The organism is Pseudogulbenkiania sp. NH8B (genome assembly GCF_000283535.1).
In the GTDB taxonomy this organism is placed as follows: Bacteria; Pseudomonadota; Gammaproteobacteria; order Burkholderiales; family Chromobacteriaceae; genus Pseudogulbenkiania; species Pseudogulbenkiania ferrooxidans.
The window spans coordinates 542,616-568,005 of record NC_016002.1 but is presented as its reverse complement, the minus strand read 5'-3'; the positions used below and the strand labels follow the sequence as shown (position 1 = coordinate 568,005).

Here is a 25,390-nt window from a genome sequence, read left to right as displayed (position 1 = left end):
CCATGGATTACCTCGAGCACATCACCAGTGCCGGCGAGCGCTGGGACACGCTGGCCTGGGAATACTACGGCGACGCCACGCTGATGAGCCCCATCATCGAGGCCAATCCCCAGTTACGCATCCTGCCGACGTTATCGGCCGGTCTGTCGGTCAAGATTCCGATTCTGGAAGACGATGACCCGGCGCTGGCCGAGGAGGATCTGCCGCCGTGGAAGCGATAAGCACACAAGACACCGGGCCCAAGCGCCTGGTTTTTTTTATTCAGTACGAAGGCAAGGACATCACCGCCGACATCAGCAGCGACTTCGTGCGGCTGGTCTACAACGACAAGCGCTCGGGCGAGGCTGACGAGCTGGAGCTCGTGTTGGAAAACAGTCACGGCCGCTGGTCAGGCAGTTGGTACCCGGAAAAGGGCGACCGCATTACTGCCAGCTTTGGCTATGCCGGAGAAGCCATGCTGCCGTGCGGCGAGTTCGAGGTTGACGAGTGCGAGCTGTCCGGCCCGCCGGACGAGGTCACCATCAAGGCGCTGTCCGCCGGCGTCACCCGCGCCGTTCGCACCACGCAGACCAAGGCCTACAACGGCCAGACGCTGGCCAGCATTGCCAGGCAGGTTGCCCAGCGCAACGACCTGCAGCTGGTTGGCTCGCCTGATGAGGTGCCGCTGGGGCGTGTCACCCAGAATCAGGAAACCGACCTCGGGTTTCTGAAGCGCATCGCCGAGCAGTACGGGCACATGGTGTCGGCGCGTGGCGATCAGTTGTTCGTGGCGCCGTTGTCCGCCGTGGACGATCGCGACGCGGTGCTGACGGTCACGCAGCGCCCGCAATTGAAAACCTACCGGGTACGCGACAAGACCGCAGCGACGTATAAGAGCGTCACGGTGGCCTACATGGACCCGAAAACCCGCCAGTTGGTGGAGCACACCGAAAACGCGCCCACCGCCAAGCGCAAGCGCGGCGACAAGGTGATCGAGGACAAGGCCGACACCCTCAAGCTCAACACCCGGGCCGAGAACAAACAGCAGGCCGTGGCCATGGCCAAGGCCGCGCTGCGCGACAAGAACCTCAAGGCCGTCGAGGGTGAATTCGCCCTGATCGGCGACCCTCGCCTGTTGGCCGGAAACACGCTGAACATCGCCTGCCTCGGCGAGGGCGACGGCGATTACCTGCTGTCGGAAAGCCGGCACTCGGCCACCCGCTCCGGCGGCTGGGACGTGTCAGTTACCGGGCAGCGCCTGCGCACCAGTGCCGAGGCCAAGCAGGCCGCCGCAAACCGCAAAGCCAAACGCAAGGCCTCGAAATGATCCAGCTCTCTGACATTCAATCGGCCGACTGGTCGCCACAGCTGGGCGAGCCCGGCGGCGTGGTCGAAGACCTCGACGACATCGACCAGTGCATCCGCATCGTCATTGGCACGCCCAAAGGGTCTGTGCCACTGCGGCCGCTGTTTGGCTGTGACGCCTGGAAGTGGATCGACGCGCCGGTCGACGTGGCGCTGCCCAACGTCGTGCGCGAGGTGTACGCCGCCATTGCCATGTGGGAGCCGCGCGCCGAGATCGTCGGCGTCACGTTGTCGCCAGGCGATGACGAGGCGCACTGGAAGATCCGCATCACCTGGCAGCCAGCCAGCGGCGACTCTCAACAAATCACCGAGGTAAGCAATGGCCAAACCTGAGTTCATCAGCCGGTCTTCCGACCAGATCGTGCAGGAGCTGGTCGCCGATTATGAAGAGCGCAGCGCCAAGACTTTGTACCCCGCCCAGCCCGAGCGCCTGCTGATCGATTTCATGGCGTACCGCGAGTCGCTGCTGCGCGAGCAGGTGCAGGACGCCGCGCTGCTCAACCTGGTGCGCTACAGCCGAGGCGCAATCCTCGACGAACTGGCGAACGACCGCGGCGAGAGTCGCCTGCCGGCCTACGCCGCGGGCTGCACGTTGGAGTTTCGCGTGTCGGTGGCGCAGCAGGCCGACTTCGTCATCCCGGCCGGCACGCTGGTGGCCACCGGCAATGGAGCGCTGACGATGGCCACCATCGAGAGCGCCACACTGACGGCTGGCCAGCTCGCCGCGTCGGTCACGGCGAGCGCCACTGATGCCGGTGCCCAGGGTAACGGCTACATCCCCGGTCAGATCAACCAGCTGGTCAGCATCCTTGCCGGTGCGCCGAGCGGCCTGACCGTCAGCAACACCACGACGACGGATGGCGGTGCGCCCGAAGAAACCGACGAGCGCCTGCAGCAGCGTCTGTTGCTGTCGTTCGACCGCTACAGCGTTGCAGGGCCGGCGCCGGCCTACCGTTACCACGCAATGCGCGCCCACCCCGCCGTGATCGACGTGGCGGTACGGCGGCATTACCCGGTGCCCGGTGACGTGACGGTGTACCCGCTGCTCGATACCGGGTTGCCCGGCCAGACCGTGCTGGATGCAGTCCAGGCCGCCGTGGGGGCTGAGGACATTCGAGTCCTCAACGATACGGTCTATGCCGCGGCACCAATCGCGGTCGACTACTGGGTGCGGGGCACGCTCACGTCCAATCAGGGCGATGTCACGGCTACTGTCGAGCAAGAGGCGACCGGCGCCGCGCTGGCGCTGGCCACCAGCTTTGCCGCATCGCTGGGTGGCGACATCGTTCCCAGCCAGTTCATCTCGGCCGTGCAACCGTCGGTTCACGCGGTGGCGCTCACCGAGCCGGCGTTCGTCGCGTGTGAAGCCTGGGAGTGGCGGCACTGCCTGGGTGTCGATCTGTCCGTGCCGGAGTAAGCCATGACAACCCATCCCGATTTGCCTGCCGTGCTGGCGGGCGACGAGCGGTTTGCGACGCTCGCCGACATCTGGTCGGCGCGTCTGGTGGCTATCGATCCGCAGGAGGTGCTGGTGCGCTGGATCGACCGGGTCGACGCCTCGCTGCTGCCGACCCTGGCCGAGGAATACAGCCTGCTCGACGATGGCTGGGAATTGGCCGCAACTGAGGAGGCGCAACGCGCCTTGCTCAAGGGCGCGATCCGGCTGCATCGCATCAAGGGAACGCCGGCGGCAATCCGTGAGGTGTTCCGCGCGCTCAGCCTGGGCGAAATCGAGATCGACGAGGGCACTAACGGCTACTGCTACGACGGGTCAGTGGCCTTTGACGGTTTCGCCAGCTACGACGATCCGGCCGGGTGGGCCGAATACCGTGTCCGCATCGACAAGCTTCTCTCTGTGCGCCAGGCCGATGCAGTGCGCCGTCTGCTCGACTCGGTAGCGCCTGCTCGTTCTCTGCTGTGGGGCATCGATTTCACCAATGCCGAACTGATTTACAACGATATGGCCGCCTTCGATGGCAGCTACACCTATGGAGTCGCGTAATGGCTTTTCTGACCGTACCGGCCGACCCGGGATTCCCCGACGTCTACCAGATTGAAGTGCTCGATCGCGTCAAGGGCGGCGCTGGTGGAACGGCCAACTTGCAGGCTCAGCAGCTTGCCGAGCGAACGGCATTCCTGAAGGCGCTGGCTGATGGCTTGACGGCCGGCAAGCAACCGATCGACGCCACCTTGACCGCGCTGGCAGCCGTTGTCACTGCTGCCGACAAGCTGATCTATTCCACAGGCGCCGACACCTTCGCCACCACCAGCCTGACGGCTTTCGCTCGCACCTTGTTGGACGATGTCGACGCGGCAACCGCCCGCGCGACGTTGGGTGCGGCTCCGCTGGACAGCGCACCGCTCACCGGCATGCCGACCGCGCCGACAGCAGCACCTGGAACGAATACTGCGCAGCTCGCCAACACCGCCTTCGTGCAAGCCGCGATCGCGGCGCTGGTAGCTTCTTCGCCTGCCGCGCTCGACACGCTGAACGAGCTGGCCGCAGCGCTTGGCAACGACGCCAACTTCGCCGCCACGATGAACAACGCGCTGGCTGGAAAGGCGCCGCTGGCTGGCAGTAATGGACAGGCGTTCAGTGTGGCCAGCGCCACGCAGACCCAACATGCAGTCAGCGCAGGTCAGGTGCAAAGCCAGGCGCTGACCGCGTTCACCTCTTCCGGCGCGGCGCCGAGCTTTACGTTGTCGCCGGTACCGGCGCTGACTGCCTACGCCGCCGGGCAGCGGTTCCGCGTTAAGTTCAACGGTGCAGGCAACGGCTCAGACACGCTGAACGCATCGGGCCTCGGCGCCAAGTCGATCAAGCAGTACGACAGTGCTGGCAACAAGGTGGCGCCGGTGATTGTGGCCAGCCAGCTGGCGGACCTTGAGTACGATGGGGTGGATTTTGTGATCCTGGATCCGCTGCCGACTGCCTACTGCCCCATAGGGCATTATTCCGGACTTGGGCTGTCCACGGCGGGATCGTCTACGACCATGACCATTGCAGCCGGCCAGGCCGCCAACAGTACCGGAGCGGCGCTCATGACTTTGGCGTCGTCAATCAGCAAAACGACGGCAGCATGGGCGGTTGGCACCGGCGTTGGTGGCTTGGATACCGGTATCATCGCCAACTCAACTTGGTATTACTTCTACGAAATTCGCCGTCCCGATACTGGTGTCGTCGACGTTATTTTCTCTCTCAGCTCGTCGGTCCCCACGCTTCCGGCCAACTACACGCAATACCGTTACATCGGTGCCGTGCCTACCAACGGCTCCGGGCAGTGGGTGAAATTTATTCAGCGCGGCCAAGAGTTTTGGTGGGACACCCCTGTTCTGGATTTCAGCGGAACGACATCGACAACTGCGTCATTGCTCACGTGCACCGTACCTCGGCTGCCGGTGAAAGCGTTTTTTGACGTTTACATTGCATCCACTGGCACGTATTTCTCGACGCCTGACATAGCCGACGTGGCGCCTGCGACCAGCGCCGCCCCGCTTGATTCCATCGGCAACAGCACATCGGTAAACCTTGGCGGGCAGGTGGAGTGTTGGACGAATGCATCCGCCCAAATCCGCCATCGAGAGCGAAGCGCCGGCCAAAACATGTACATCACGACCCTCGGCTGGTACGACCCCAACATTCGCCCGTAAGGAGGGAAAAAAAATGCCCTACATCCAACGTGATGAGACTGGCCGCATCGTCGGCAAGTTTGCCAATCCGCAGCCAGGCACGGCCGAAGAGTGGCTGGCCGCCGACGCGGCCGAGCTGCAGCCGGTCCTGACCGACCTGCGTACCTGTCAGCTGACCGCCATCAACACCCGCGCCGCCGAGCTGCTGGCCCCCTTGTCCGCCAACTACCCAGACGGCGAGGTGCAGAGCTGGGCGCAGCAGACGCGCGAAGCTGAGGCGCTGGCTGCTGATCCGCTCGCCGCCACGCCGCTGCTGAACGCCATAGCCACCGCACGCGGTCTGACGGTCACCACGTTGGCCGAACGGGTGCGCGCCAAAGTTCTGGCCTATGCCGTGGCGAGCGGCCAGATCATCGGCAAGCGCCAGGCACTGGAGGATGTGCTGATGGCAGTCGACCTGCAGGCACCAGACGCGGCCGAGCAGCTGGCCGCAATCCAGTGGCCAGCACCCACGCCGGCGTAAGGATCTGCCATGGCCTGGCGCTACCGTCTCGATCGCCCCTTCCACCACACCTCGACGCACCTGGTCAGCGTGGAGTACCGGAATGACTGGATCGACATACGCCCCCGAGGCTCGATCTTCATTCAGCCCGGCTACGCCTGGGACGGCTGCAGCCCAGCATGGCGCCTGCCTGCCGGGCTGTGGCTCGGCACCCCGGACGGGCCGCTGATGCCCGACGGCCGGCCGCAGACGTTCTACGCCAGCTTGGTGCATGACGCCTTGTGTCAGTGGAAACGAGAGATCCCGATCAAGCGGCGTGCCACAGTGCAGGTGTTCGCCGAGCTGTTGCAGCTGGCCGGGTTCCCGACGTGGCGGGTGTGGCTGTACGTCGGGGCGGTGGCGCGGTTCGGGCCTTCGCGCTTCGGTGGAGATCTACCTCGACAAGAGCCGGTTTAACCGGCTCGATTCATTTCATGGCCCGCCGCTTGGCGGGTCTTTTTGTTTCCAAGGGGGAAACATGGATTGGACCGCACTCGGCGCTGCAGTGGTCAGCGCGCTCACGGCCCTGCCCACGGCGGCGTATATCGCCACCCGCAAAATCAAGCAAGACAAGCGCGAGGATGCGGCGGTGTCGCTGGCCGACTCGCTGCGCGCCGAGCTGGCCGCCCAGGTGCGTGAGCTCACCGCCCGAGCCGACGCCTTCGCCGCGCAGCGCAACGAGGCGATCGAGCGGGCCGCCAGCCTGGCCGGCCAGGTGGAGGGGCTGCGTAGCGAGGTTTCGCGGCTGGCCAGCGAACTGTCCGAAACCGAGCAGCGCATGGCCGAGCTGCAGCACAGCAACGAGGCGCTGACCGCCAAGATTGCCGCGCTCATCGACGAAAACACGAAACTGAAAGGGCAGCATGTCCAAGCCTAAATGCAGCGAAGACGACTTCATCGGCCTGTGGCGCCGGCTCGGTGGCGCGGCGGCCGTGGCGCGTGAACTGGGGTGCTCCGAGCGGGCGGTGCATGAGCGGCGCCGTGCGGTCGAGAAGCGTCGCGGCATCAAGCTGGTCACCAGCGTTGGCAAGCCTATCTCGGTGGGTGAAGTCCCGCAGGCAGCAAATGACGACCCGCCGGCGCAGATTGGCCTTGACCCCGAGGTCAAAGCGCTCAAGGCACAACTGGCCGCGATTCAGCGCGACTCGGTCGACGCCGAGTTTGTGAAGCGGCGCATCGTCAAGCTCACCGAATCGGTCGTCGAGGTACCGAACTGGCTTTCTCGCCGGAGGGATGTCCCTGGCGAGCTTGGCGTGCCGACGCTGTTCGCCAGCGACTGGCACTGGGCCGAGGTGGTCGACCCGCGTCAGATCAACGGCGTCAACGAGTACAACCTGGCAATCGCCCACAAGCGAGCCCAAAAGCTGATCGAGCGCACGGCACACCTGCTTCGCCGCTGTCTGGTCGGGGCGAAGTACCCCGGCATCGTGTTCGCCCTGGGGGGCGACATGGTCAGCGGCGACATCCACGAGGAACTGCAGGCCACCAACGAGCTGGAGATCATGCCGACCGTGGTCGACCTGATCGGCGTGCTGGCCTGGTGCATCCGTGAGCTGGCCGACGAGTTCGGCAAAGTGTTCGTGCCCTGCGTCTCCGGCAACCACGGCCGCAACACCAAGAAAATTCGCGCCAAGGGTCGCAACTTCACCAGCTTCGATTGGCTGACCTACGTCATGCTGGCCAAGCTGTTCGAGGGTGACAGCCGCGTCACCTTCCTGATTCCCGATGGCCCCGACGCCGCGTGGCGAGTGTATGGGCACCGCTACCTGCTGACCCATGGTGATCAGTTCCGGGGCGGTGACGGCATGATCGGCGCCCTCGGCCCGATCATCCGCGGCGACCACAAAAAGCGCAGCCGTTCCAGTCAGATCGATCAGGGGTACGACGTCCTGCTGCTCGGCCATTGGCACCAGCTGATCCAGCAGCAACGCCTGATCGTCAATGGCTCGCTCAAGGGCTACGACGAATACGCCAACGCCAACAACTTCGGGTTCGAGCGAGCCCGTCAGGCGCTCTGGATCACTCATCCCGACCACGGCATCACCATCTCTATGCCGGTGAACGTCGACGACGACCGCGAAAGAACCGGCGCCGACGACTGGGTGAGTTGGCCGAAAGCCGGCTGATCCGCGCCGCCCCACATTCCCGTTATCCCCTTCAGCCCGCCCCTTGCGGGCTGTTTTCATTTGGAGAATCCGATGCCCGAACTCCCCAAGGTGATTGTGCTGACCGGCCGTGCCGGCTCGGGCAAATCCACTATCGCCGCTGAACTGGTCGCCAGTCACGGCTACACCGTGGTCAAGTTCGCCGGCCCGCTCAAGAGCATGCTGCGCGCGCTCGGTCTGACCGACGCCGAGATCGAAGGCGATCTGAAGGAGAAACCCTGCGCGCTGCTTGGCTGGTGCACGCCGCGCCACGCCATGCAAACCCTCGGCACCGAGTGGGGCCGCAACCTGATCGATACCGACCTCTGGGTGGCCGCGTGGCAGCACGCCGTACGCGGGGTGCTGGCCAGCGGTGGCCGCGTGGTGGTCGACGACTGCCGATTCCGCAACGAATTGTCCGCTGCCATGGAAATGGGCGGCGTTGCCGTGCGCCTGGTGCGTGACGGTGCCGGCACGACGGCTCACGTCAGCGAAACCGGCCTCGATGCCGTCGAGCTGCCGGTGATCATCAACGCAGCCGCGCCGGCAGCAGTGGCTGGCGAGGTGCTGCGAATGGCCGAATCGATACTGGAGACATTGGCGTGAAAAAAGACGAGATTTTTGCGGCGATCGTCGGCCGCGAAGGCGGTTATGTGAACAACCCAGATGACAAGGGCGGCCCGACCCGCTGGGGCATCACCGAGCGCGTAGCCCGTGCCCATGGCTACCAGGGAGACATGCGCGACTTGCCGCGCGACACCGCGCTGGCCATCCTCGATTCCGACTACTGGACCGGCCCGCGCTTTGATCAGGTGCACGCCATCAGTCCACGCATCGCCGAGGAGCTGTGCGATACGGGCGTCAATATGGGGCCGGCTGTTCAGGCCGCCATGCTCCAGCGCTGGCTGAACGCGTTCAACCTGCAGGGCTCGCTCTACCCCGACCTCGCCGCCGATGGCCAGCTCGGCCCGCGCACGCTGGCCGCGCTGAAGATGTTCCTGGCCAAGCGTGGCGCCGAGGGTGAGGCTGTACTGCTCAAATCGATCAACTGCAGCCAAGCAGTTCGTTATCTCGAGTTGGCCGAGCAGCGCGCGGCTAACGAGACGTTCGTCTATGGCTGGGTTCTCAACCGTGTGGAGGCAGCGTGATGGACTGGAAACAGATTGTCGGCACTGTGGCGCCGTGGATCGGAACCGCGCTGAGCGGGCCGCTGGGTGGCCTGGCTATGTCGGCCGTGGCAGATGCGCTCGGCCTTTCCGAGAAAACCGAGGATGCCCTAAAGCAGGCGGTTGCCGGCGCGACGCCGGAGCAAATGCTGGCGATCAAGAATGCTGACCAGCAGTTTGCTGCGCGCATGCAAGAACTCGGCTTTGCGAACCAGCAGGCGCTGGCAAAAATCGCCGCCGATGACCGCGCCAATGCCAGGGCACGCGAGACTGCTACCGGTGACCGTACCCAACGCAATCTGGCGTACATGCTGGTGGGCGGCGCCCTGCTTGTCGGGGCAGGCCTGCTGTTTGGCGGCATCAGGGTGGACAGCGCCCTGGCTGGTGCCGTCGTCGGCTACCTGTTCAACGAGGCCGGCGCCGCTAGCACCTACTACTTCGGTGAAATCCAGAAGCGGTTCCAAGTAAGCAAAGACAGCTGACCGCAAGGCCAGAATGACCAAGCCCCCGTCGCATCCCTATACCAGGGTGCGACGGGGGCTTTTTTGCGTTTGTGGCCGGCGAAATAGCTCAGCTCAACGACTGGAGCTACTGCGCGACTGAGTGCGGGCTGGCGTGGTTTAGCACCGTTCTGGCTCGGTGGTGGCGGCTCATTCCGCCATGTCGGTGCTAAAAATAAATTCAACAAACTGTAACTATATGTTTTTGAACGAACAATATTAACAGTCAATCCCATCCAGCATCGGCGCCACGCTCAGGCGCCGGGGCGGCAATTTGACCGGATTTCTTTGCTGGGCGCGGTTTTCGGTACCGCTGCCGAGGTGTTTTTTACTGTTCATGTAGGCCGATTGTTGCCCGGTTTCGACGCGTTGACGCGGCAGCGTGCGAGCACTCTGGTGTGCGCTACGCCCGCGGCGCGACGAAGACTGCTAAGCGATTGAAAAAACGGGAAATTATCCTACCCCAGCAGAGCGCAGGTCAAGCCTGGCTGTGCCCCCCGTGGAGCGCCGTTCCACGCTGAAGCCCTCGGGGACGCGATGGAATGTTCCGGCGGGGATGTCAGCGGAAACGGGATGGAACGGGGCGACGCGGGGGATCGGCTGGCGCGCCTGTCGACACCGCATGGTGCAGCGGTCCGTCAGGCCGCAGCCAGCCGGGGAGGTCAGAGACAGTCGCGCAGGCGGTAGTAGCTGGTGGCCAGCAGCAACGCCGGCGTGCGCAGCAGCGCGCCGCCCGGGAAGCGGCGATGCGACAGGCGCGCGAACAGGTCGAAGCGCTCGGGCTCGCCGTGGATCGCCTCGGCCATGAGCTTGCCGGCGAGCCCGGTGAGCGCCACGCCGTGGCCGGAGAAACCCTGGGCGAAGAAGATGTTCGGGCGCAGCCGGCCGAAGTGCGGCGCGCGGTTCATGGTGATGTCGACGAAACCGCCCCAGTCATACTCGACCTTGACGTCGGCGAGGCCGGGGAACACCTTGAGCATGCTGCGGCGCATGGCGTCCCTGAGCCCTATCGGCGTCATGCCGGTGTAGCTGACGCGGCCGCCGAACAGCAGGCGGGTGTCGCGCGTGCAGCGGAAGTAATCGAGCACGAAGTTGGCGTCGCACACCGCGAGGTTGGTCGGAATCAGGCTCCGGGTGCGCGCTTCGCCCAAGGGCTCGGTGGCGATGATGTAGGTGCCGACCGGCATGATCTTGCTGTCGAGCTCGGGCACCATCTTGCCGAGGTAGGTGTTGCCGGCCAGCACCAGCGATTCGGCGCGCACCTCGTGCCGCCCAACCTTCACCCGTACCATGGCGCCCGGCACGATCTCGCCGACCGCACTGTGCTCGAAGATGCGCACCCCGGCGGCCTCGGCGGCGCGCGCCAGCCCCAGCGCGTACTTGAGCGGGTGCAGGTGGCCGGCGTCGGGCTCGAACAGGCCGCCGACGTAGCGCGCGGTGTTGACCATCTCCGGCAGGCGCTCCTTGCCGATCAGCTGGAAGCGATCGTAGCCGTAGTGGCGCGCCGCCTCCTCCTGCCAGGCCGCCTGCTCGCGCAGCTGGCGTGCCTTGAGTGCGGCATGAAAATAGCCCCACACCAGTTCGGCGTCGATGGCGTGCTTGGTACAGCGCTCGCCCACCAGGGCGACCGCCTCACGCGTCATGTTCCATATTTCGCGCGCGGCCTCCTGGCCGAGGGCGTCGCGCACCGGATTCATGCCGCAGGCGAGGTCGGACAGCACCTGGCCGCCGTTGCGACCGGAGGCACCCCACCCCACCCGCGCGCCCTCCAGCACCACCACGCGGTAGCCGCGTTCGGCCAGCTCCAGCGCGGCCGACAAGCCGGTGTAGCCGGCGCCGAGCACGCACACGTCGGCCGAAAGCGACTCGCTCAGGCGCGGCCTCGGCGTGAGCGAGCCGGCACTGGCGGCGTACCAGGAATCGACGTGTTCCTGACCGGCAAACTGCAAAGACCCGAACATGATTCCTCCTTGTCAAAGGCGATAAAAAAGCCCGCGGCGCCGGGAGCGTGCCGCGGGCAGGCAGACGACGTCAGGCCGCGGCGGCGAGCCGGGCGCGGCGCCGTTCCGCCTTCACCATCATGCGGTTGGCGCCGACCACCAGCAGCGTCACCACCAGCACCGTCATCGTCGCCAGCGCGTTGATCTCCGGATTCAGCCCCAGGCGCACGCGCGAGAAGATCAGCTGCGGCAGCGTGGTCGAGCCCGGCCCGGACAGGAAGGCGGTGATCACCAAGTCGTCGATCGACAGCGTGAACGCCAGCAGGAAGCTCGACGCGATCGCCGGCGCGATGATCGGCAGCGTGATCTGGAAGAAGATCTTGAACGGGCGCGCGCCCAGGTCCATCGCCGCCTCTTCCACCGAGCGGTCCATCTCCACCAGGCGCGAGCGGATCACCACCGTGACGTAGGCCATGCACAGCGTGACGTGGCCGACCCAGATGGTCAGCATGCCGCGCTCGGCCGGGAAGCCGAACCACTGCTGCAGTTCAACGAACAAGAGCAGCATGGACAGGCCGGTGATCACCTCGGGCATCACCATCGGCGCGGTGAGCATGCCGGCGAACAGGCTCTTGCCCTTGAACGGGCCGAAACGCGCCAGCACCAGGCCGGCGATGGTACCCAGCACCACGCTCATCGCGCTCGAGAGAAAGGCGATCTTGAGACTCAGGCCGAACGCCGAGATCACCGCGTCGTCGTTGAACAGCACCCCGTACCAGTGCGTCGAGAAGCTGGCCCACACCGTCACCAGCTTGGAGGCGTTGAACGAGTACACGATGAGGATCAGGATCGGCACATAGAGGAAGGCCAGCCCGGCGCCGAGCGTGAGCTTGCCGAAACCGCTGATGTCTTTGCTTTGCATGTCATCTCTCCTAGCGCGCGGCCGCCCGTGCCAGCGCTTTCTCTTCGCGCTTGTGCAGGTAAATGATCGGCGCGATCAACAGCGCCACCATGACGATGGTCACCGACGCCGCCATCGGCCAGTTGTTGTTGTCGAAGAACTCCATCCACAGCACCTTGCCGATCATCAGCGACTCGGGCGTGCCGACCAGTTCCGGGATCACGAACTCCCCCACCGCCGGGATGAACACCAGCATCGAGCCGGCGATCACGCCGTTCTTGGAGAGCGGCAGGGTGACGCGCAGGAAGGTCTGCCACGGCCGGCAGCCAAGGTCGGCCGAAGCCTCCAAGAGACGCCCGTCGAGCTTCACCAGGTTGGAGAACAGGGGCAGGATCATGAACGGCAGGTAGGCGTACACCATCACGATCTGCACCGAGAGCTGGGTGTGCATCAGCTGCAGCGGCTCGTCGATGAACCCGAGCGCCAGCAGTGCCTGGTTGAGCAGGCCCTCGTTGTCGAGAATCCCCATCCAGGCGTAGACGCGCACCAGGAACGAGGTCCAGAACGGCAGCATCACCAGCATCAGGAGCGTGTTGCGCTTGGCCTCCGGCGCGCGCGCGATGGTGTAGGCGATGGGGTAGCCCACCACCAGGCAGATCAGCGTGGTCACCCCGGCCATGTAGAGCGAGCTGAGGTAGGCGTCGAAGTACAGCGGGTCGCCGAAGATGTACCGGTAGTTGCCGAAGTTGAGCGCCAGGCTCACCACGTCCTCGGCGCGCGACAGCAGCGCCCGGTACGGCGGCGAGGCGATCTCGACGTCGGAGAAGCTGATCTGTAGCACGAACAGGAACGGCACCAGGAAGAACAGCAGCAGCCAGCCGTAGGGAATCGCCGTCACCAGCGATTGACCACGCGGCAGGGCGCGCTGCCACCAGGCGGACCGGCGCGCGGGGCGCGCCGCCGCTGCGCGGGAATCCCGCAGCGAAAGGAGTCGGCTCATCATTGCGTCAGCACCACGGCGTCGTTGTCAGTCCAGCTGACGAATACCGGCTCGTTCCAGGTCGGAGCCGCCTCTTCCCGCCAGTGCGTGGCGGGCACGCTGGCCTTGACCACCTTGCCGGAGTCGAGGCGCACGTGGAAGATCGAGAAGCCGCCGAGGTAGGCGATGTCGCCCACCGTGCCGGCCGCCCAGTTGCCGGCGGCCACCGGCTGGCGCCGCGACACGCCGACGCGCTCCGGGCGCAGCGACAGCCACACCGGCATGCCCATGGTGCCGGTGATGCCGTGGCCGACGCGCACCGGGCGCGGCAGCTCGGTGGAGTGGATGCAGACGTGGTCCGGCTCGTCCTCGACCACGTGGCCGCCGAACAGGTTGGTCTCGCCGATGAATTCCGCGGTAAAGCGACAGTTGGGGTGCTCGTAGATCTCGCCCGGGGTGGCGACCTGCAGCAGCTGGCCTTCGGACATGATGCCGATGCGCCCGGCCATGGTCATGGCCTCTTCCTGGTCGTGCGTCACCATGATGCAGGTGACGCCGACCTGCTCGATCATGTTCACCAGTTCGAGCTGGGTCTGCTGGCGGAGCTTCTTGTCGAGCGCACCCAGCGGCTCGTCGAGCAGCAGCAGTTTCGGGCGCTTGGCGAGCGAACGCGCCAAGGCGACGCGCTGCTGCTGGCCGCCGGAGAGCTGGTAGGGCTTGCGGTGGGCGTACTTCTTCATCTGCACCAGTTCCAGCATGCGCTCGACGCGCTCGGCGATGTCGCTGCGCGACAGGCGGTCCTGCTTCAGGCCGAAGGCGATGTTCTGCGCCACGGTCATGTGCGGGAACAGCGCGTAGCTCTGGAACATCATGTTGATCGGGCGCTCGTACGGCGCCAGCGCGGTGATGTCCTCGCCGTCGAGGATGATCTTGCCCGAGGTCGGCGTTTCCATGCCGGCCAGCATGCGCAACAGCGTCGACTTGCCGCAGCCGGAGCTGCCCAACAGCGCGAAGATGTCGTTCTTCGCGATCGACAGGTTGATATGGTCGACGACGGTGTTGTCGCCGAATTTCTTCACGACGTCGACGATTTGCAGGTAGGACTTGGCACCGGCCGTCTTGGCGGCCTGGTGCAAGGACGATTCAGCCATGTTCACGATTCTTCCCCTCCGGGTCGGCCGCCCGCGCACGGGTGAGCGGGCGGCCGCACCTTCAGCTCACTTGCGGGTTTTCACTTCGGTCCAGAGACGGGTCTGCAGGCGCTGGGTCTTGGCCTCGAGCGGCAGCTGGATGAAGCTCTTCTGCTGGATTTCCGCGGTCGGGTAGATCGAGGCGTCGTGCAGGAACTTGGCCTCGATCTGCCCCTTGGCGGCCGTGTTCGGGGTGGCGTAGCTCACCGCCTTGGCGTTGGCGGCGGCCACCTCGGGGCGCATCACGTAGTTGATGAAGGCGAGCGCGTTGTCGACGTTCTCGGCGTCCTTCGGGATCGCCATGCTGTCCATCCACAGCATCACGCCGGACTTGGGTGCCAGCACGCGCAGCACCTGGCCGTTCTTGGCCTCCTCGGCGCGGCGCTTGGCGATGTTGAGGTCGCCGCCGTAGCCCAGCACCAGGCACAGCGAGCCGTTGGCCAGCTCGTTGATGTAGCCCGACGAGGAGAAGCGCGTGATGTAGGGGCGAATCTGCTTGAACAGGTTGGCCGAAGCCTGCCAGTCGGCGTCGGCGTTGCTGTTGGGGTTCTTGCCCAGGTAGTGCGCGGCGATCGGCAGCACCTCGGCCGGGCTGTCGAGCACCGACACGCCGCAGGACTTGAGCTTGGAGACGTACTCGGGCTTGAACAGCAGGTCCCACTCATTGGCCGGCAGCGGGGTCGAGCCCAGCGCGGCCTTGACCTTGCCGGCGTTGATCGCCAGGGTGTTGATGCCGTAGAAGTACGGCACGGCGTAGGCGTTGTTGGGGTCGAACTTGGTGGCCTGCGCCAGCACGTCCGGGTCGAGGTTCTTGTAGTTGGCGAGCTTGGCCTTGTTGAGCGGCTGGTAGACGCCGGCCTTGATCTGCTTGGCGAGGAAGGCGTTGGTCGGCACCACGATGTCGTAGCCGGAACGGCCGGTGAGGATCTTGGCCTGCAGCACCTCGTTCGAGTCGTAGACGTCGTAACGCACCTTGATGCCGGTTTCCCTCTCGAAGTTCTTCACCGTGTCCGGCGCGATGTAGTCCGACCAGTTGTAGATGTTGAGCACCTTGCCGTTGGCGAAGGCCGGTACGGCGGCCGCTGCCAGCACCCCGGCAGCGATGACGTTGAACATGCGTTGACGCATGGTTTTCTCCTGTGTAGACATGCGGACGAATCGGAGGGGCCGGCTGTTATCGATGGTGTGGGCGGCCCGCTCCGACCGCGGTTACAGACGACCGAGTTCGCGCGCGAGCTGGTCGAGACACTTCTTGGCGAGGCCGACGAACTCCCTGGCCTCGGCACGGCTCATGGTGAGCGGCGGCGCCGAAATCATGCTGTCGCCGGTGGCGCGCATCACCAGGTTGTTCTGGAAGCAGATGTCGCGGCAGCGCAGCGCCAGCTCGCCGCCGTTGGCGAAGCGCTGGCGGCGGGCCTTGTCCTCGACCAGGGTCACGGCGAAGAAGAAGCCCAGGGTGCGCACGTCGTCGACCAGCGGGTGGTCGTCGAAGGCGTTGTGCCACAGCTGGTGGGCGTACGGCATGACGTCCTCGCGCATCTTGTCGATGATGCGTTCGTTCTTGAGGATCCTCAGGTTCTCGGCGGCGACGGCGCAGGCCACCGGGTGGCCGGAATAGGTGAAGCCGTGGTTGAAGTCGCCTGATTCGGCGATGACCTTGGCGACGGTGTCGTGCACCAGCACGCCGCCGATCGGCTGGTAGCCCGAGGACAAGCCCTTGGCGATGGTCATCAGGTGCGGGCGGATGCCGTAGTACTGGCTGCCGAACCAGTGGCCGGTACGACCGAAGCCGCAGATCACCTCGTCGGCGATCAGCAGGATGCCGTACTGGTCGCAGATGCGCTGGATCTCGGGCCAGTAGGTCGACGGCGGGATGATGATGCCGCCGGCGCCCTGCACCGGCTCGCCGATGAAGGCAGCGACGTTCTCCACCCCCAGCTCTAGAATCTTCTTCTCCAGCTCGCGCGCCGCCTTGAGGCCGTATTCCTCCGGCGTCAGGTCGCCGCCGTTGGCGTACCAGTAGGGCTGCTCGATGTGCGCGATGCCGGGGATCGGCAGGTCGCCCTGCTCGTGCATGTACGTCATGCCGCCGAGCGAGGCGCCGCCGATGGTGGAGCCGTGGTAGCCGTTGACGCGCGAGATGATGGTCTTCTTCTGCGGCTGGCCCAGGCTCGCCCAGTAGTGGCGCACCATGCGGATCACGGTGTCGTTCCCCTCGGAGCCCGAGTTGGTATAGAACACGTGGTTGAAGCCGTCCGGCGCGATCTCGGCCAGCAGCGCCGACAGCTCTACCACCGGCGGGTGGGTGGTCTTGAAGAAGGTGTTGTAGAACGGCAGCTCGCGCATCTGCCGGTACGCGGCTTCGGCCAACTCCTCGCGGCCGTAGCCGATGTTGACGCACCACAGGCCGGACATGGCGTCGAAGATTTTGTTGCCGTCCGAATCCCACAGGTAGACGCCGTCGGCGTGGGTGATGACGCGGCTGCCCTGGGCGTTGAGCGCGGCGGCGTCGGAGAACGGGTGGAAATGGTGCGCGGCGTCCAGCGCCTGCCACTCGCGCGTGCTGCGCTGGCCGGCCTTGCGCTCCGTGACCTGGCGTACTTCGGCAAAGTTCATATTCAGATTCATGATTCGCTCCTTCTCGTTCTCACACATGCAGCAGCAGGAACTTGCGTTCCCACGGGCTGATCACGCGCGCGTATTCGATGTATTCGGCTTCCTTGACGGCGCAGAACGCCTTGACGAAGTTCTCGCCCAGCACCTCGGTGACCGGCTTGCAGTGCTGCAACTGGGTGATCGCCTCGTCGAGGCCGCGCGGGAAGGCGAACGGCAGGCCGTAGGCGTCGCCGGTTAGCGGCTCGCTCGGCTGCTGCCGCTCGACGATGCCGAGCCAGGCGCAGGCCAGCGTCGCGGCGAGCGCGATGTACGGGTTGCAGTCGACGCCGGGCAGGCGGTTCTCGATGCGGCGCCCGGCCGGGCCGGAGTGCGGCACGCGGATGCCGCAGGTGCGGTTGTCGTAGCCCCACTGCACGTTGATCGGCGCGGCGGTGTGGCGCACCAGGCGGCGGTAGCTGTTGACGAACGGCGCGAACAGCGCGATCACCTGCGGAAAGTACTTCTGCATGCCGCCGATGCTGTGGAAGAACGCCTCGCTCGGGCTGCCGTCGGCGTTGGAGAACACGTTCTTGCCGGTGTGCTTGTCGACCACACTCATGTGGATGTGCATCGCCGAGCCGGGCTCGCTCTCCATCGGCTTGGCCATGAAGGTGGCGTACATGTTGTGGCGGATCGCCGCCTCGCGCACGGTGCGCTTGAACAGGAACACCTGGTCGGCCAGGTCGAGCGGGTTGCCGTGCAGGAAGTTGATTTCCATCTGGCAGGCGCCGACCTCGTGGATCAGGGTGTCGATCGCCAGGTTCTGCGCGTCGCAGAAGTCGTAGATCTCCTCGAACAGGTCGTCGTACTCGTTGACGGCATCGATCGAGTACGCCTTGCGCCCGGTTTCCGGGCGGCCGGTGCGGCCGATCGGCGGCTGCAGCGGCAGGTCCGGGTCGCGGTTGACGTCGACGATGTAGAACTCCATCTCCGGCGCCACCACCGGCTCCCAGCCCCTGTCCTCGTACAGCTTGAGCACGCGACGCAGGATGTGGCGCGGCGACTGCTCGACCGGCGAGCCGTCGAAGTGGAAGCAGTCGTGGATCACCTGCGCCACCGGGTCCTTGGCCCACGGCACCAGGCGGATGGTGTTGGGGTCCGGCACCAGCACCATGTCCGGATCGGTGTCGGCGGAAATGCCCTCGGCGTACTCGCCGGTCACGGTCTGCACCAGCACTATCTCGGGCAGGCGCATGCCCTCTTCTTCGCTGAATTTCTCTTTCGGCACGATCTTGCCGCGCGCGATGCCGGTGAAATCAGGGATCACGCATTCGACTTCGGTAATTCGGTGTTCTCGCAGCCATTCGCTCAAAACGCTCATGGTTGCCTCCTTTGTAGCGATTCAGTTTTTGGGTGTTGGGGCAAGTCTCAGCCGCGTCGATCCCGACGAGCGGCGCAAGCCTTGCCAAACGCTTCGAGAATGGCCAGCGACAGGGGGTTGTCCTGGTACTGCCATTCCGGGTGCCACTGCACGGCGAGCGCGAAGCCGCGCGCGCCCTTGACGCTGAACGCCTCGACCAGCCCGTCCGGGGCGTGCGCCTCGGCTTGAAGCGCCGGCGCCAGGCGGGCGATGCCCTGCCCGTGCAGCGAATTGACCTCGGCTTCACTCCGGCCGCTGAGGGCCTGCAGCACGCCGCCGTCGACGAAGCGCACCGGGTGCGCCAGCGCGTACATCTCGTCGAGCGTGCCGCCCGGGTCGCGGTGGTCGCTCATGCCCGGCTCCTCGTGCACCTTGCGGTGCAGGGTGCCGCCGAGCGCGACGTTGATTTCCTGGAAGCCGCGGCAGATGCCCAGCACCGGCACTCCGGCGTCGATCGCGGCGCGGATCAAGGGCAGCGTGGTGGCGTCGCGCTCGGGGTCGTTGAAGTCGCCGTCGACGCTGGCCGCACCGTAGTAGTGCGGCTCGATGTTGGACGGGCTGCCGGTGAACAACAGGCCGTCGACCAGCTCCAGCAGCTGGGTGAGCGGCGTCTGCGCGCCGAGTGCCGGCAGCAGCAGCGGCAGACCACCGGCGCCGACCGCGGCACGCACGTACTTCTCGCCGACCAGGTGGAAGAACTGGGACTCCTTGAGCCACCAGCGACAGCAGGGAATTCCGATGACAGGGTGTTTCATCGCGATCGCACGCTCGCCGTCACACGGCGGCGCGCCTCCTTTGCAGCGTTGCGGGAATAAAAAAAGCGGCGCCCCTAAAGGGCACCGCACAGAGGAGATCGAAGGACGTCGCCGCAAACACGCGGCGAGCGTGAATCAGGTACTCCGCCAGAACGCCCGGCGCCAGCCGCACGCCACCGGCAACGCACCCCGCACCACGCACCTCGGCACGGCGCATGCCGGCTGCGGCGGCACGAGCGGCGAGCGGGGCGACGTGGCGGGATGAACGGTTCTGCATCGGGTGCTCCTTGGGTGGGTGCGGCATGTTCCGACAGGCGGAACGCCGTATCGGGCTAAATTCAGTCTAGGCTCGTTAAATATAATTGACAAGTACCGTCAATTAAATTTTTACACACATCGCTACCCCCCATCGTTGCCACACCTCTCACGCCCCGTTTCAGTGCTGCACAGCGTCAAATTTGTGCACCACAACAAGCGATAATGGGGTTATGGTATACTTTGCCGGCCCATTACGCCCCGGCGGCGGCGTCAAAAATAATTTGACACAAGCCGTCAATTATTATCAACATTCGGAAACAACATGGACATCGGACCACGACTCAAGCTGGTGCGCGAACGCTACAAGTTGTCGCAGCGGGAGCTGGCAAAACGAGCTGGCGTGACCAACGCCACGATCTCCCTGATCGAACAGAACCGGGTCAGCCCGTCGGTCAGCTCGCTGGTAAAGCTGCTCGAGGGCATCCCGATGTCGCTGGCGGATTTCTTCACCTTCGATGAGCCGCCGCGTGAAAACCGCTACGTGTTCCGGCCGGGCGAACAGCCCGACCTCGGCAACAACGGTCTGCGCCTGTTGCTGGTCGGCGCCACCGTGCAGGACCGCCAGATGCGCATGCTGCGCGAGCTGTACGCGCCGGGCGCCGACACCGGCCCGGAGGCGATCACGCACAGCGAAGGCGAGGAATGCGGAATCGTGGTGCGCGGCACCGTCGAATTGACCATCGACGGCCAGATCAACGTGCTGCACGCCGGCGACGGTTACTACTTCCCGAGCACGCTGCCGCACCGCTTCCGCAACATCGGCCAGGACGAGGCCGAAATCATCAGCGCCAACACGCCGGCCAACTTCTGATCCGGGGCGGCGGCTGGCGCGCTACTTAGGAGAACGTGTTATGCCCCGCCTCACCCACGAGCAATGGCAAGCGCTGGCCGCGCGCCAGGTCTTCGAGGGCCGCGCCTTCATCGACGGCGCGTACGTCGCCGCCGCCGACGGCAAGACCTTCGCCACCGTCAACCCGGCCAACAAACAGACCCTGGCCGAGATCGCCGAGTGCGGCGAAGCCGACGTGAACAAGGCCGTGGCCGCGGCGCGCGCCGCCTTCGAGGACGGCCGCTGGTCGGGCCTCGCGCCGTTGCAACGCAAGACCGTGCTGCTGAAGTTCGCCGCACTGATCCGCGAGCACGCCGACGAGCTGGCGCTGCTGGAGACCCTGGACACCGGCAAGCCGATCGCCGATGCGCTGGGCGTCGACGTCGCCGGCACGGCCTACTGCGTGCAGTGGTTCGCCGAAGCGATCGATAAGGTCGGCGGCGAGGTGCCGCCCTTGGCGCCGAACCTGCACGGCACCGTCACGCGCGAGCCGATCGGCGTGGTGGCGGCGGTGGTGCCGTGGAATTTCCCGCTGTTGATGGCGAGCTGGAAGTTCGCGCCGGCGCTCGCCGCCGGCAACTCGCTGCTGCTCAAGCCGTCGGAAAAATCCCCGCTCACCGCGATCCGCATCGCCGCGCTGGCACAACAGGCCGGCATCCCTGACGGCGTGTTCAACGTGCTGCCCGGCGCCGGCGAGACCGGCCGCCTGCTGGCGCTGCACAGGGACGTCGACTGCCTCGCCTTCACCGGCTCCACCGCGGTCGGCAAGCGCATCATGGCGTGCGCGGCGGAATCGAACCTGAAGCGGGTGTGGCTGGAGTTGGGCGGAAAATCGCCGAACATCGTGCTCGACGACTGCCCGGACGTCGCCCAGGCGGCGCGCGCCGCCGCCGGCGGCATCTTCTTCAACCAGGGCGAGATGTGCTCGGCCGGCTCGCGCGTGCTGGTGCAGCGCGGCGTCTACCCCGAGTTCATGGCGGAACTGAAGAAAGCTGCCGAGGGCTACCGGCCGGGCGACCCGCTCAATCCCGCCACCACCATGGGCGCGATCGTCGACGAGGCGCAGTACCGCCGCGTGCTGGACTACATCGCCATCGGCAAGCAGGAAGCCCAACTCGCCTTCGGCGGCCACGCGGTGCACACCGACACCGGCTACTACATCGCCCCGACCGCGTTCGAGACCACGCCCGACGCGCGCATCGCGCGCGAGGAGATCTTCGGCCCGGTGTGCGCCGTGATCCCGTTCGACACGGCGGACGAGGCGATCGCCATCGCCAACGACAGCGACTACGGCCTCGCCGCCGCGGTGTGGACACGCGACGTCAGCCGCGCCCACCGCCTCGCCCGCGCCTTGCGCGCCGGCACGGTGTGGATCAACTGCTACGACGAGGGCGGCGACCAGAACCTGCCGTTCGGCGGCTACAAGCAGTCCGGCAACGGCCGCGACAAGTCGCTGCACGCGCTGGAGAAGTACACCGAACTGAAGTCGACGCTGCTGAAGCTGTACCCCTGAAGCGGCGCGCTCCGAACCACCCGCCACGGTGTTGCGGGCCACTGTCCGGTGGCCCGCTTTTTTTACCTCCGTCCCCGCCAAGGTTGGCCGAAGCCGGGAACGGCGCCCTCCGCCCCCGGCACCAATCCCACCGCTCGCCGAGTCCGCCGCCGCGCCACGCCGCCACCGGCCCATTCGGCGCCGGCTTGAGAACAGCCGGAACAAGGACGATACTGCCAGCCATCCCCATCCCCTCGCTGAATGCCCATGAACTACCGCCTGGTTTTTGTCGAAGACGACGCCGAGCTGGCCGAGCTGATTCGCGACTTCCTGTCGCGCCACGACATGGAAGTGCAGATCGAGCCGCGCGGTGACACCGCGCTCGCCGCCATCGCCGCCGCCCAACCCGACCTGGTCCTGCTCGACATCATGCTGCCCGGCAAGGACGGCCTGACGCTGTGCCGCGAACTGCGCCCCACCTTCGACGGCCCGATCGTGATGCTGACCTCGCTCGACAGCGACATGCAGCAAATTCTCGGCCTGGAACTGGGCGCTAACGACTACATCCTGAAAACCACGCCGCCGGCGGTGCTGGCGGCACGCCTGCGCGCCCAGTTGCGCCAGCACCGCCCGGCCGCCGCCGCCGAAACGCCGGCCGCCATGACACGCAAGCAGTTCGGCCAGCTCAGCATCGACCCGATCAGCCGCGAAGTGACGCTGGCCAGCGAGCACGTCCCCCTCTCCACCGCCGACTTCGACCTGCTGTGGCTGCTGGCCAGCCACGCCGGCGAAATCCTGGACCGCGAGGTGCTGTTCAAGGAGATGCGCGGCATGGAATACGACGGGCTGGACCGCAGCATCGACGTCGCCATCTCGCGGCTGCGCAAGAAGCTCGGCGACAACCCCGCCGAGCCCTTCCGCATCAAGACCGTGCGCAACAAGGGCTATCTGTTCGCCCCGGCCGGCTGGAACTGAACCATGCGCCGCCTGTTCGTGCAGTTCTACCTGATGCTGATGGCGTGCTTTCTCGGCGGCGTGCTGCTGGTGGGCGTGGTCTACAAGCAGGCGGTGGACAAGGTCGGCGAGCGCTACCTGTCCGACCTCTTGGGCGCCTCGCTGTCGATGATCCAGAGCGAACTCAAGGGCGTGCCGCCGGAGATGTGGAGCGAAACGCTGGAAGAGTTCGACCACGGCCTGACCTTCCCGCTGCGCATCGAGGGCGACGCCGCCTACACCCTGGACGACGACGCCCGCGCCGCGCTGGCACGCGGCGAGATCGTGATGCTGGAAGACAACTTCCTGTTCCTGCAGCGCATCCCCAACAGCAACTTCCTGCTGGTGGCGGGCCCGCTGCGCTACCTGTTCTTCCTGCACCAGCTCAAGTGGGTGGATTACGTGCTGCTGCTGCTGGTCGGCCTGTCGCTCGGCATCCCGGTGTTGCTGTGGCTGCGCCCGCACTGGAACCAGTTGATGCAGCTGGAGCAGACCGCCGTGCGCCTGGCCGAAGGCGACCTCAGCGCGCGGGTGCAGTTGCCGCCGGGCTCCGGGGTACGCCGCGTGGGCGAGGCGTTCAACCGCATGGCCGACAGCATCGGCGCGCTGCTGGCCGGGCGCAAGGCGCTGATCGACGCCGTGGCGCACGAACTGCGCACGCCGCTGGCGCGGCTGCGCTACCGCCTGGCGCTGCTGGAGGGCGACCCGGACAGCCCGCCGCGCCAGGCCATCGAACGCGACCTCGCCGCCATCGACTCGCTGCTGCAGGAACTACTGCTGCACGCGCGTCTCGACCGTCCGCAAGTACCGCTGACGCTGAGTCGCTTCGACGCCCGGGAATGGGTGGCCGAAAGGTTGGCCGAACAGGCGCCCTTGGCCAGCGGCATCGACTGGCGCGACGACAGCCGCGGCGAGATCGAGCTGGAGGGCGACCGCTACCTGCTGTCACGCGCCCTCGACAACCTGCTCAGCAACGCGCGCCGCTACGCCCAGCGCACGGTGCGCGTGCAGCTGGAACAGGACGCCGACGACTACTGCCTGCGCGTCGACGACGACGGCCCCGGCATCCCGGCGGAGGAGCGCGAGCGCGTGCTGGAGCCATTCGTACGCCTCGACCAGAGCCGCGGCCGCGATAGCGGCGGGCACGGCCTCGGGCTCTCCATCGTGCAGGGCATCGCGCGCGCGCATCAAGGCACGCTCGGCATCGAAGACAGCCCGCTGGGCGGCGCCCGCTTCGTGCTGCGCTGGCCCGGCGCGGCGGGCGTACATAGCGTTACACAGGGAAACATTCCACTCACAGACGCCGGAAACGGGCGCGCCTAGGATACAACTCATGGAAGGCCCACACAGCCAACCGAGACCACGACAGACTCGAACCCTCACGGTTCCACAAGGAGTATCACCATGAAAAAGCTGACCCTGCTCGCCCTCTCCGCCGCCTTCGGCCTGACCTCGATCGGCAGCTTCGCCGCCACCCCGGTCACCCCGGCCTCGCCGGCGGTGAAAGCCGAAGCCTCCGCTCCGGCCGCCAAGGCCGCGATGAAACCGGCCGCCAAACCGGCCGTGAAGAAGATTCACAAGTCGCGCGCCAAGAAGACCGTGAAAAAGCCGATGGTTGAGAAAAAGGCCGCTTCCGCCCCGGCACAAAAAGCCCAGGCGCTGAAAAAGCATCACAAGATCGTCAAGCACCACAAGCATCACAAAGTGATGGTGAAAAAGCCGGCTGCGGCTAACTAAGCCGGAACAGGCCGCGGCCTGTTCCAACCCAGCACAACGGGGCGCCACGGCGCCCCGTTTCGCATTGGATCGCCATGTCTACCCGACTGCTGACCGCCCTGCTGCTCGCCAGCCTGATTCCCGCCGCCGGCGCCGGCCCCCTGAGCGCGGAACGGCGCACCCTGTTCTTCGGCCACGACGACCGGGTACGCATGCACCCGGACCACGGCCCCTGGCAAGCCATCGGCCAGCTCGAAACCGCCTCGGGCAACCTGTGCACCGCCACGCTGGTCGCCCCCGACGTGGCGCTCACCGCCGGGCACTGCTTCGTCGGCCCCCACGGCCCCCACGGCCGGCTCGACCCGGCGCGACGCTTCACCTTGGCGCTGGACGGCCAAAAGAGCGCCAGCAGCGCCGCCGCCACGCGCGTCTGGCTCGACCGGCGCCTGTTGCGCGGGCTGATCCGCCAGGGGGACGACCTGATCGTCCCGCCGGCCGTGGCACGCTACGACTTCGCCTTCGTCCGGCTCGCCGCGCCCCTGCTCGCGGCAGAACACACCGTCGCGCCGTTCGACGGCGACCGCGCCGCCCTGCGCCAGGCGCTGACCCAGGCCAGCTGGCGCGTCAGCCAGGCCGGCTACCCCGAAGACGCCCCCGATCACCTCATGCTGCACCGGAGCTGCCGCGCTACACGGCTCGAGGCCGACGGCCGCCTCGCCCACCGTTGCGATACGCTGCCGGGCGACAGCGGCTCGCCGCTGCTGCTCGAGGTTGCCGGCCAGCCACGGCTTGTCGCCATCCAGAGCTCGGCTCCGGACGCGCGCTGGCGCTACCGTGCCGATAACATGGCGCTGTCGGCCCCCAGCTTCCTGCCGGCCCTGCGCCGCTTCCTCGCGAAGCCCAAATAGCAAAAACCGCCTCGCGGGCGGTTTTTGTG

At 66.1% G+C, this 25,390-nt stretch carries 28 protein-coding genes; 20 read left to right on the top strand and 8 right to left on the bottom strand.

The genetic code is table 11. From position 1 onward, the window contains the following. Positions 1-2 precede the first annotated feature (2 nt). From NH8B_RS02655 to NH8B_RS02595, 13 genes are all read left to right on the top strand, one after another. The gene (locus tag NH8B_RS02655; RefSeq protein ID WP_014085900.1) at positions 3-221 is read left to right on the top strand and encodes a tail protein X; all 219 of its coding nucleotides are present in this window, start codon (positions 3-5) and stop codon (positions 219-221) included. After that, a complete protein-coding gene (locus NH8B_RS02650) occupies positions 209-1,306 on the top strand; it encodes a phage late control D family protein (RefSeq protein ID WP_014085899.1) in 1,098 nt (365 codons plus the stop codon). Before NH8B_RS02655 ends, NH8B_RS02650 begins: the two co-directional genes overlap by 13 nt. After that, the gene (locus NH8B_RS02645; RefSeq protein WP_014085898.1) at positions 1,303-1,677 is read left to right on the top strand and encodes a GPW/gp25 family protein; all 375 of its coding nucleotides are present in this window, start codon (positions 1,303-1,305) and stop codon (positions 1,675-1,677) included. The genes NH8B_RS02650 and NH8B_RS02645 overlap by 4 nt, the downstream gene beginning before the upstream one ends. Then, positions 1,664-2,761: a baseplate J/gp47 family protein gene (locus NH8B_RS02640; protein ID WP_014085897.1), complete on the top strand. Its 1,098-nt coding sequence runs from the start codon at positions 1,664-1,666 to the stop codon at positions 2,759-2,761. Before NH8B_RS02645 ends, NH8B_RS02640 begins: the two co-directional genes overlap by 14 nt. 3 nt (positions 2,762-2,764) lie before the next feature. Next, on the top strand, positions 2,765-3,346 hold the full coding sequence (locus NH8B_RS02635; RefSeq protein ID WP_014085896.1) for a phage tail protein: 582 nt from the start codon (positions 2,765-2,767) through the stop codon (positions 3,344-3,346). Beyond that, positions 3,346-4,995 (top strand): hypothetical protein, encoded by a 1,650-nt coding sequence (locus NH8B_RS21120; protein WP_014085895.1) that lies wholly within the window; start codon positions 3,346-3,348, stop codon positions 4,993-4,995. Before NH8B_RS02635 ends, NH8B_RS21120 begins: the two co-directional genes overlap by 1 nt. 13 nt (positions 4,996-5,008) lie before the next feature. Further along, positions 5,009-5,497, top strand: a complete 489-nt coding sequence (locus tag NH8B_RS02625) for a hypothetical protein (RefSeq protein WP_014085894.1) — start codon at positions 5,009-5,011, stop codon at positions 5,495-5,497. Positions 5,498-5,506: 9 nt separating this feature from the next. Then, the gene (locus tag NH8B_RS02620; RefSeq protein WP_014085893.1) at positions 5,507-5,932 is read left to right on the top strand and encodes a DUF1353 domain-containing protein; all 426 of its coding nucleotides are present in this window, start codon (positions 5,507-5,509) and stop codon (positions 5,930-5,932) included. A gap of 61 nt (positions 5,933-5,993) precedes the next feature. Next, positions 5,994-6,392: a hypothetical protein gene (locus tag NH8B_RS02615; protein ID WP_014085892.1), complete on the top strand. Its 399-nt coding sequence runs from the start codon at positions 5,994-5,996 to the stop codon at positions 6,390-6,392. After that, positions 6,379-7,641, top strand: coding sequence for a hypothetical protein (locus tag NH8B_RS02610; RefSeq protein ID WP_014085891.1), 1,263 nt, complete (start codon positions 6,379-6,381; stop codon positions 7,639-7,641). The genes NH8B_RS02615 and NH8B_RS02610 overlap by 14 nt, the downstream gene beginning before the upstream one ends. A gap of 72 nt (positions 7,642-7,713) precedes the next feature. Then, positions 7,714-8,265, top strand: a complete 552-nt coding sequence (locus NH8B_RS02605; protein ID WP_014085890.1) for a deoxynucleotide monophosphate kinase family protein — start codon at positions 7,714-7,716, stop codon at positions 8,263-8,265. Continuing rightward, positions 8,262-8,807: a glycoside hydrolase family 108 protein gene (locus tag NH8B_RS02600; RefSeq protein ID WP_014085889.1), complete on the top strand. Its 546-nt coding sequence runs from the start codon at positions 8,262-8,264 to the stop codon at positions 8,805-8,807. The genes NH8B_RS02605 and NH8B_RS02600 overlap by 4 nt, the downstream gene beginning before the upstream one ends. Continuing rightward, positions 8,807-9,307 (top strand): hypothetical protein, encoded by a 501-nt coding sequence (locus NH8B_RS02595; protein ID WP_014085888.1) that lies wholly within the window; start codon positions 8,807-8,809, stop codon positions 9,305-9,307. The genes NH8B_RS02600 and NH8B_RS02595 overlap by 1 nt, the downstream gene beginning before the upstream one ends. Positions 9,308-9,987: 680 nt before the next feature. On the opposite strand, the gene NH8B_RS02590 is transcribed toward NH8B_RS02595, so the two are convergent. The 8 genes from NH8B_RS02590 to NH8B_RS02555 all read right to left on the bottom strand — a co-directional run bounded on the left by NH8B_RS02590 (position 9,988) and on the right by NH8B_RS02555 (position 19,105). Continuing rightward, the gene (locus NH8B_RS02590; protein ID WP_014085887.1) at positions 9,988-11,286 is read right to left on the bottom strand and encodes an NAD(P)/FAD-dependent oxidoreductase; all 1,299 of its coding nucleotides are present in this window, start codon (positions 11,284-11,286) and stop codon (positions 9,988-9,990) included. A gap of 70 nt (positions 11,287-11,356) precedes the next feature. Then, on the bottom strand, positions 11,357-12,187 hold the full coding sequence (locus NH8B_RS02585; RefSeq protein ID WP_014085886.1) for an ABC transporter permease subunit: 831 nt from the start codon (positions 12,185-12,187) through the stop codon (positions 11,357-11,359). A gap of 10 nt (positions 12,188-12,197) precedes the next feature. Next, positions 12,198-13,169 (bottom strand): ABC transporter permease subunit, encoded by a 972-nt coding sequence (locus NH8B_RS02580; RefSeq protein ID WP_014085885.1) that lies wholly within the window; start codon positions 13,167-13,169, stop codon positions 12,198-12,200. After that, the gene (locus NH8B_RS02575) at positions 13,166-14,296 is read right to left on the bottom strand and encodes an ABC transporter ATP-binding protein (protein ID WP_014085884.1); all 1,131 of its coding nucleotides are present in this window, start codon (positions 14,294-14,296) and stop codon (positions 13,166-13,168) included. Before NH8B_RS02575 ends, NH8B_RS02580 begins: the two co-directional genes overlap by 4 nt. Before the next feature lie 66 nt (positions 14,297-14,362). Beyond that, complete coding sequence (locus tag NH8B_RS02570; protein WP_014085883.1) at positions 14,363-15,463, bottom strand: polyamine ABC transporter substrate-binding protein; 1,101 nt, start codon at positions 15,461-15,463, stop codon at positions 14,363-14,365. Positions 15,464-15,544: 81 nt separating this feature from the next. Then, complete coding sequence (locus NH8B_RS02565) at positions 15,545-16,963, bottom strand: aspartate aminotransferase family protein (protein WP_014085882.1); 1,419 nt, start codon at positions 16,961-16,963, stop codon at positions 15,545-15,547. Positions 16,964-16,982: 19 nt separating this feature from the next. After that, positions 16,983-18,311 carry a glutamine synthetase family protein gene (locus NH8B_RS02560; RefSeq protein WP_014085881.1) on the bottom strand — a complete coding sequence of 443 codons (1,329 nt, stop codon included), beginning with the start codon at positions 18,309-18,311 and terminating at the stop codon, positions 16,983-16,985. Positions 18,312-18,358: 47 nt separating this feature from the next. Next, positions 18,359-19,105, bottom strand: a complete 747-nt coding sequence (locus NH8B_RS02555; RefSeq protein WP_014085880.1) for a gamma-glutamyl-gamma-aminobutyrate hydrolase family protein — start codon at positions 19,103-19,105, stop codon at positions 18,359-18,361. A 130-nt stretch (positions 19,106-19,235) separates the two neighbouring features. Between NH8B_RS02555 and NH8B_RS21265 the strand changes: the two genes are divergently transcribed. From NH8B_RS21265 to NH8B_RS02520, 7 genes are all read left to right on the top strand, one after another. Further along, entirely contained in the window at positions 19,236-19,370 is a 135-nt protein-coding gene (locus NH8B_RS21265; RefSeq protein WP_255345167.1) for a hypothetical protein, read from the top strand. 315 nt (positions 19,371-19,685) lie between these two features. After that, positions 19,686-20,234: a cupin domain-containing protein gene (locus NH8B_RS02545; protein ID WP_014085878.1), complete on the top strand. Its 549-nt coding sequence runs from the start codon at positions 19,686-19,688 to the stop codon at positions 20,232-20,234. A 40-nt stretch (positions 20,235-20,274) separates the two neighbouring features. Beyond that, positions 20,275-21,765, top strand: coding sequence for an aldehyde dehydrogenase (locus NH8B_RS02540; protein ID WP_014085877.1), 1,491 nt, complete (start codon positions 20,275-20,277; stop codon positions 21,763-21,765). A 246-nt stretch (positions 21,766-22,011) separates the two neighbouring features. Further along, positions 22,012-22,719, top strand: a complete 708-nt coding sequence (gene rstA, locus NH8B_RS02535; RefSeq protein WP_014085876.1) for a two-component system response regulator RstA — start codon at positions 22,012-22,014, stop codon at positions 22,717-22,719. Positions 22,720-22,722: 3 nt separating this feature from the next. Then, entirely contained in the window at positions 22,723-24,060 is a 1,338-nt protein-coding gene (gene rstB / locus NH8B_RS02530; RefSeq protein ID WP_014085875.1) for a two-component system sensor histidine kinase RstB, read from the top strand. A gap of 81 nt (positions 24,061-24,141) precedes the next feature. Next, the gene (locus tag NH8B_RS02525; protein ID WP_014085874.1) at positions 24,142-24,474 is read left to right on the top strand and encodes a hypothetical protein; all 333 of its coding nucleotides are present in this window, start codon (positions 24,142-24,144) and stop codon (positions 24,472-24,474) included. A gap of 74 nt (positions 24,475-24,548) precedes the next feature. Then, on the top strand, positions 24,549-25,361 hold the full coding sequence (locus NH8B_RS02520; RefSeq protein WP_014085873.1) for a trypsin-like serine peptidase: 813 nt from the start codon (positions 24,549-24,551) through the stop codon (positions 25,359-25,361). Positions 25,362-25,390: the final 29 nt, after the last annotated feature.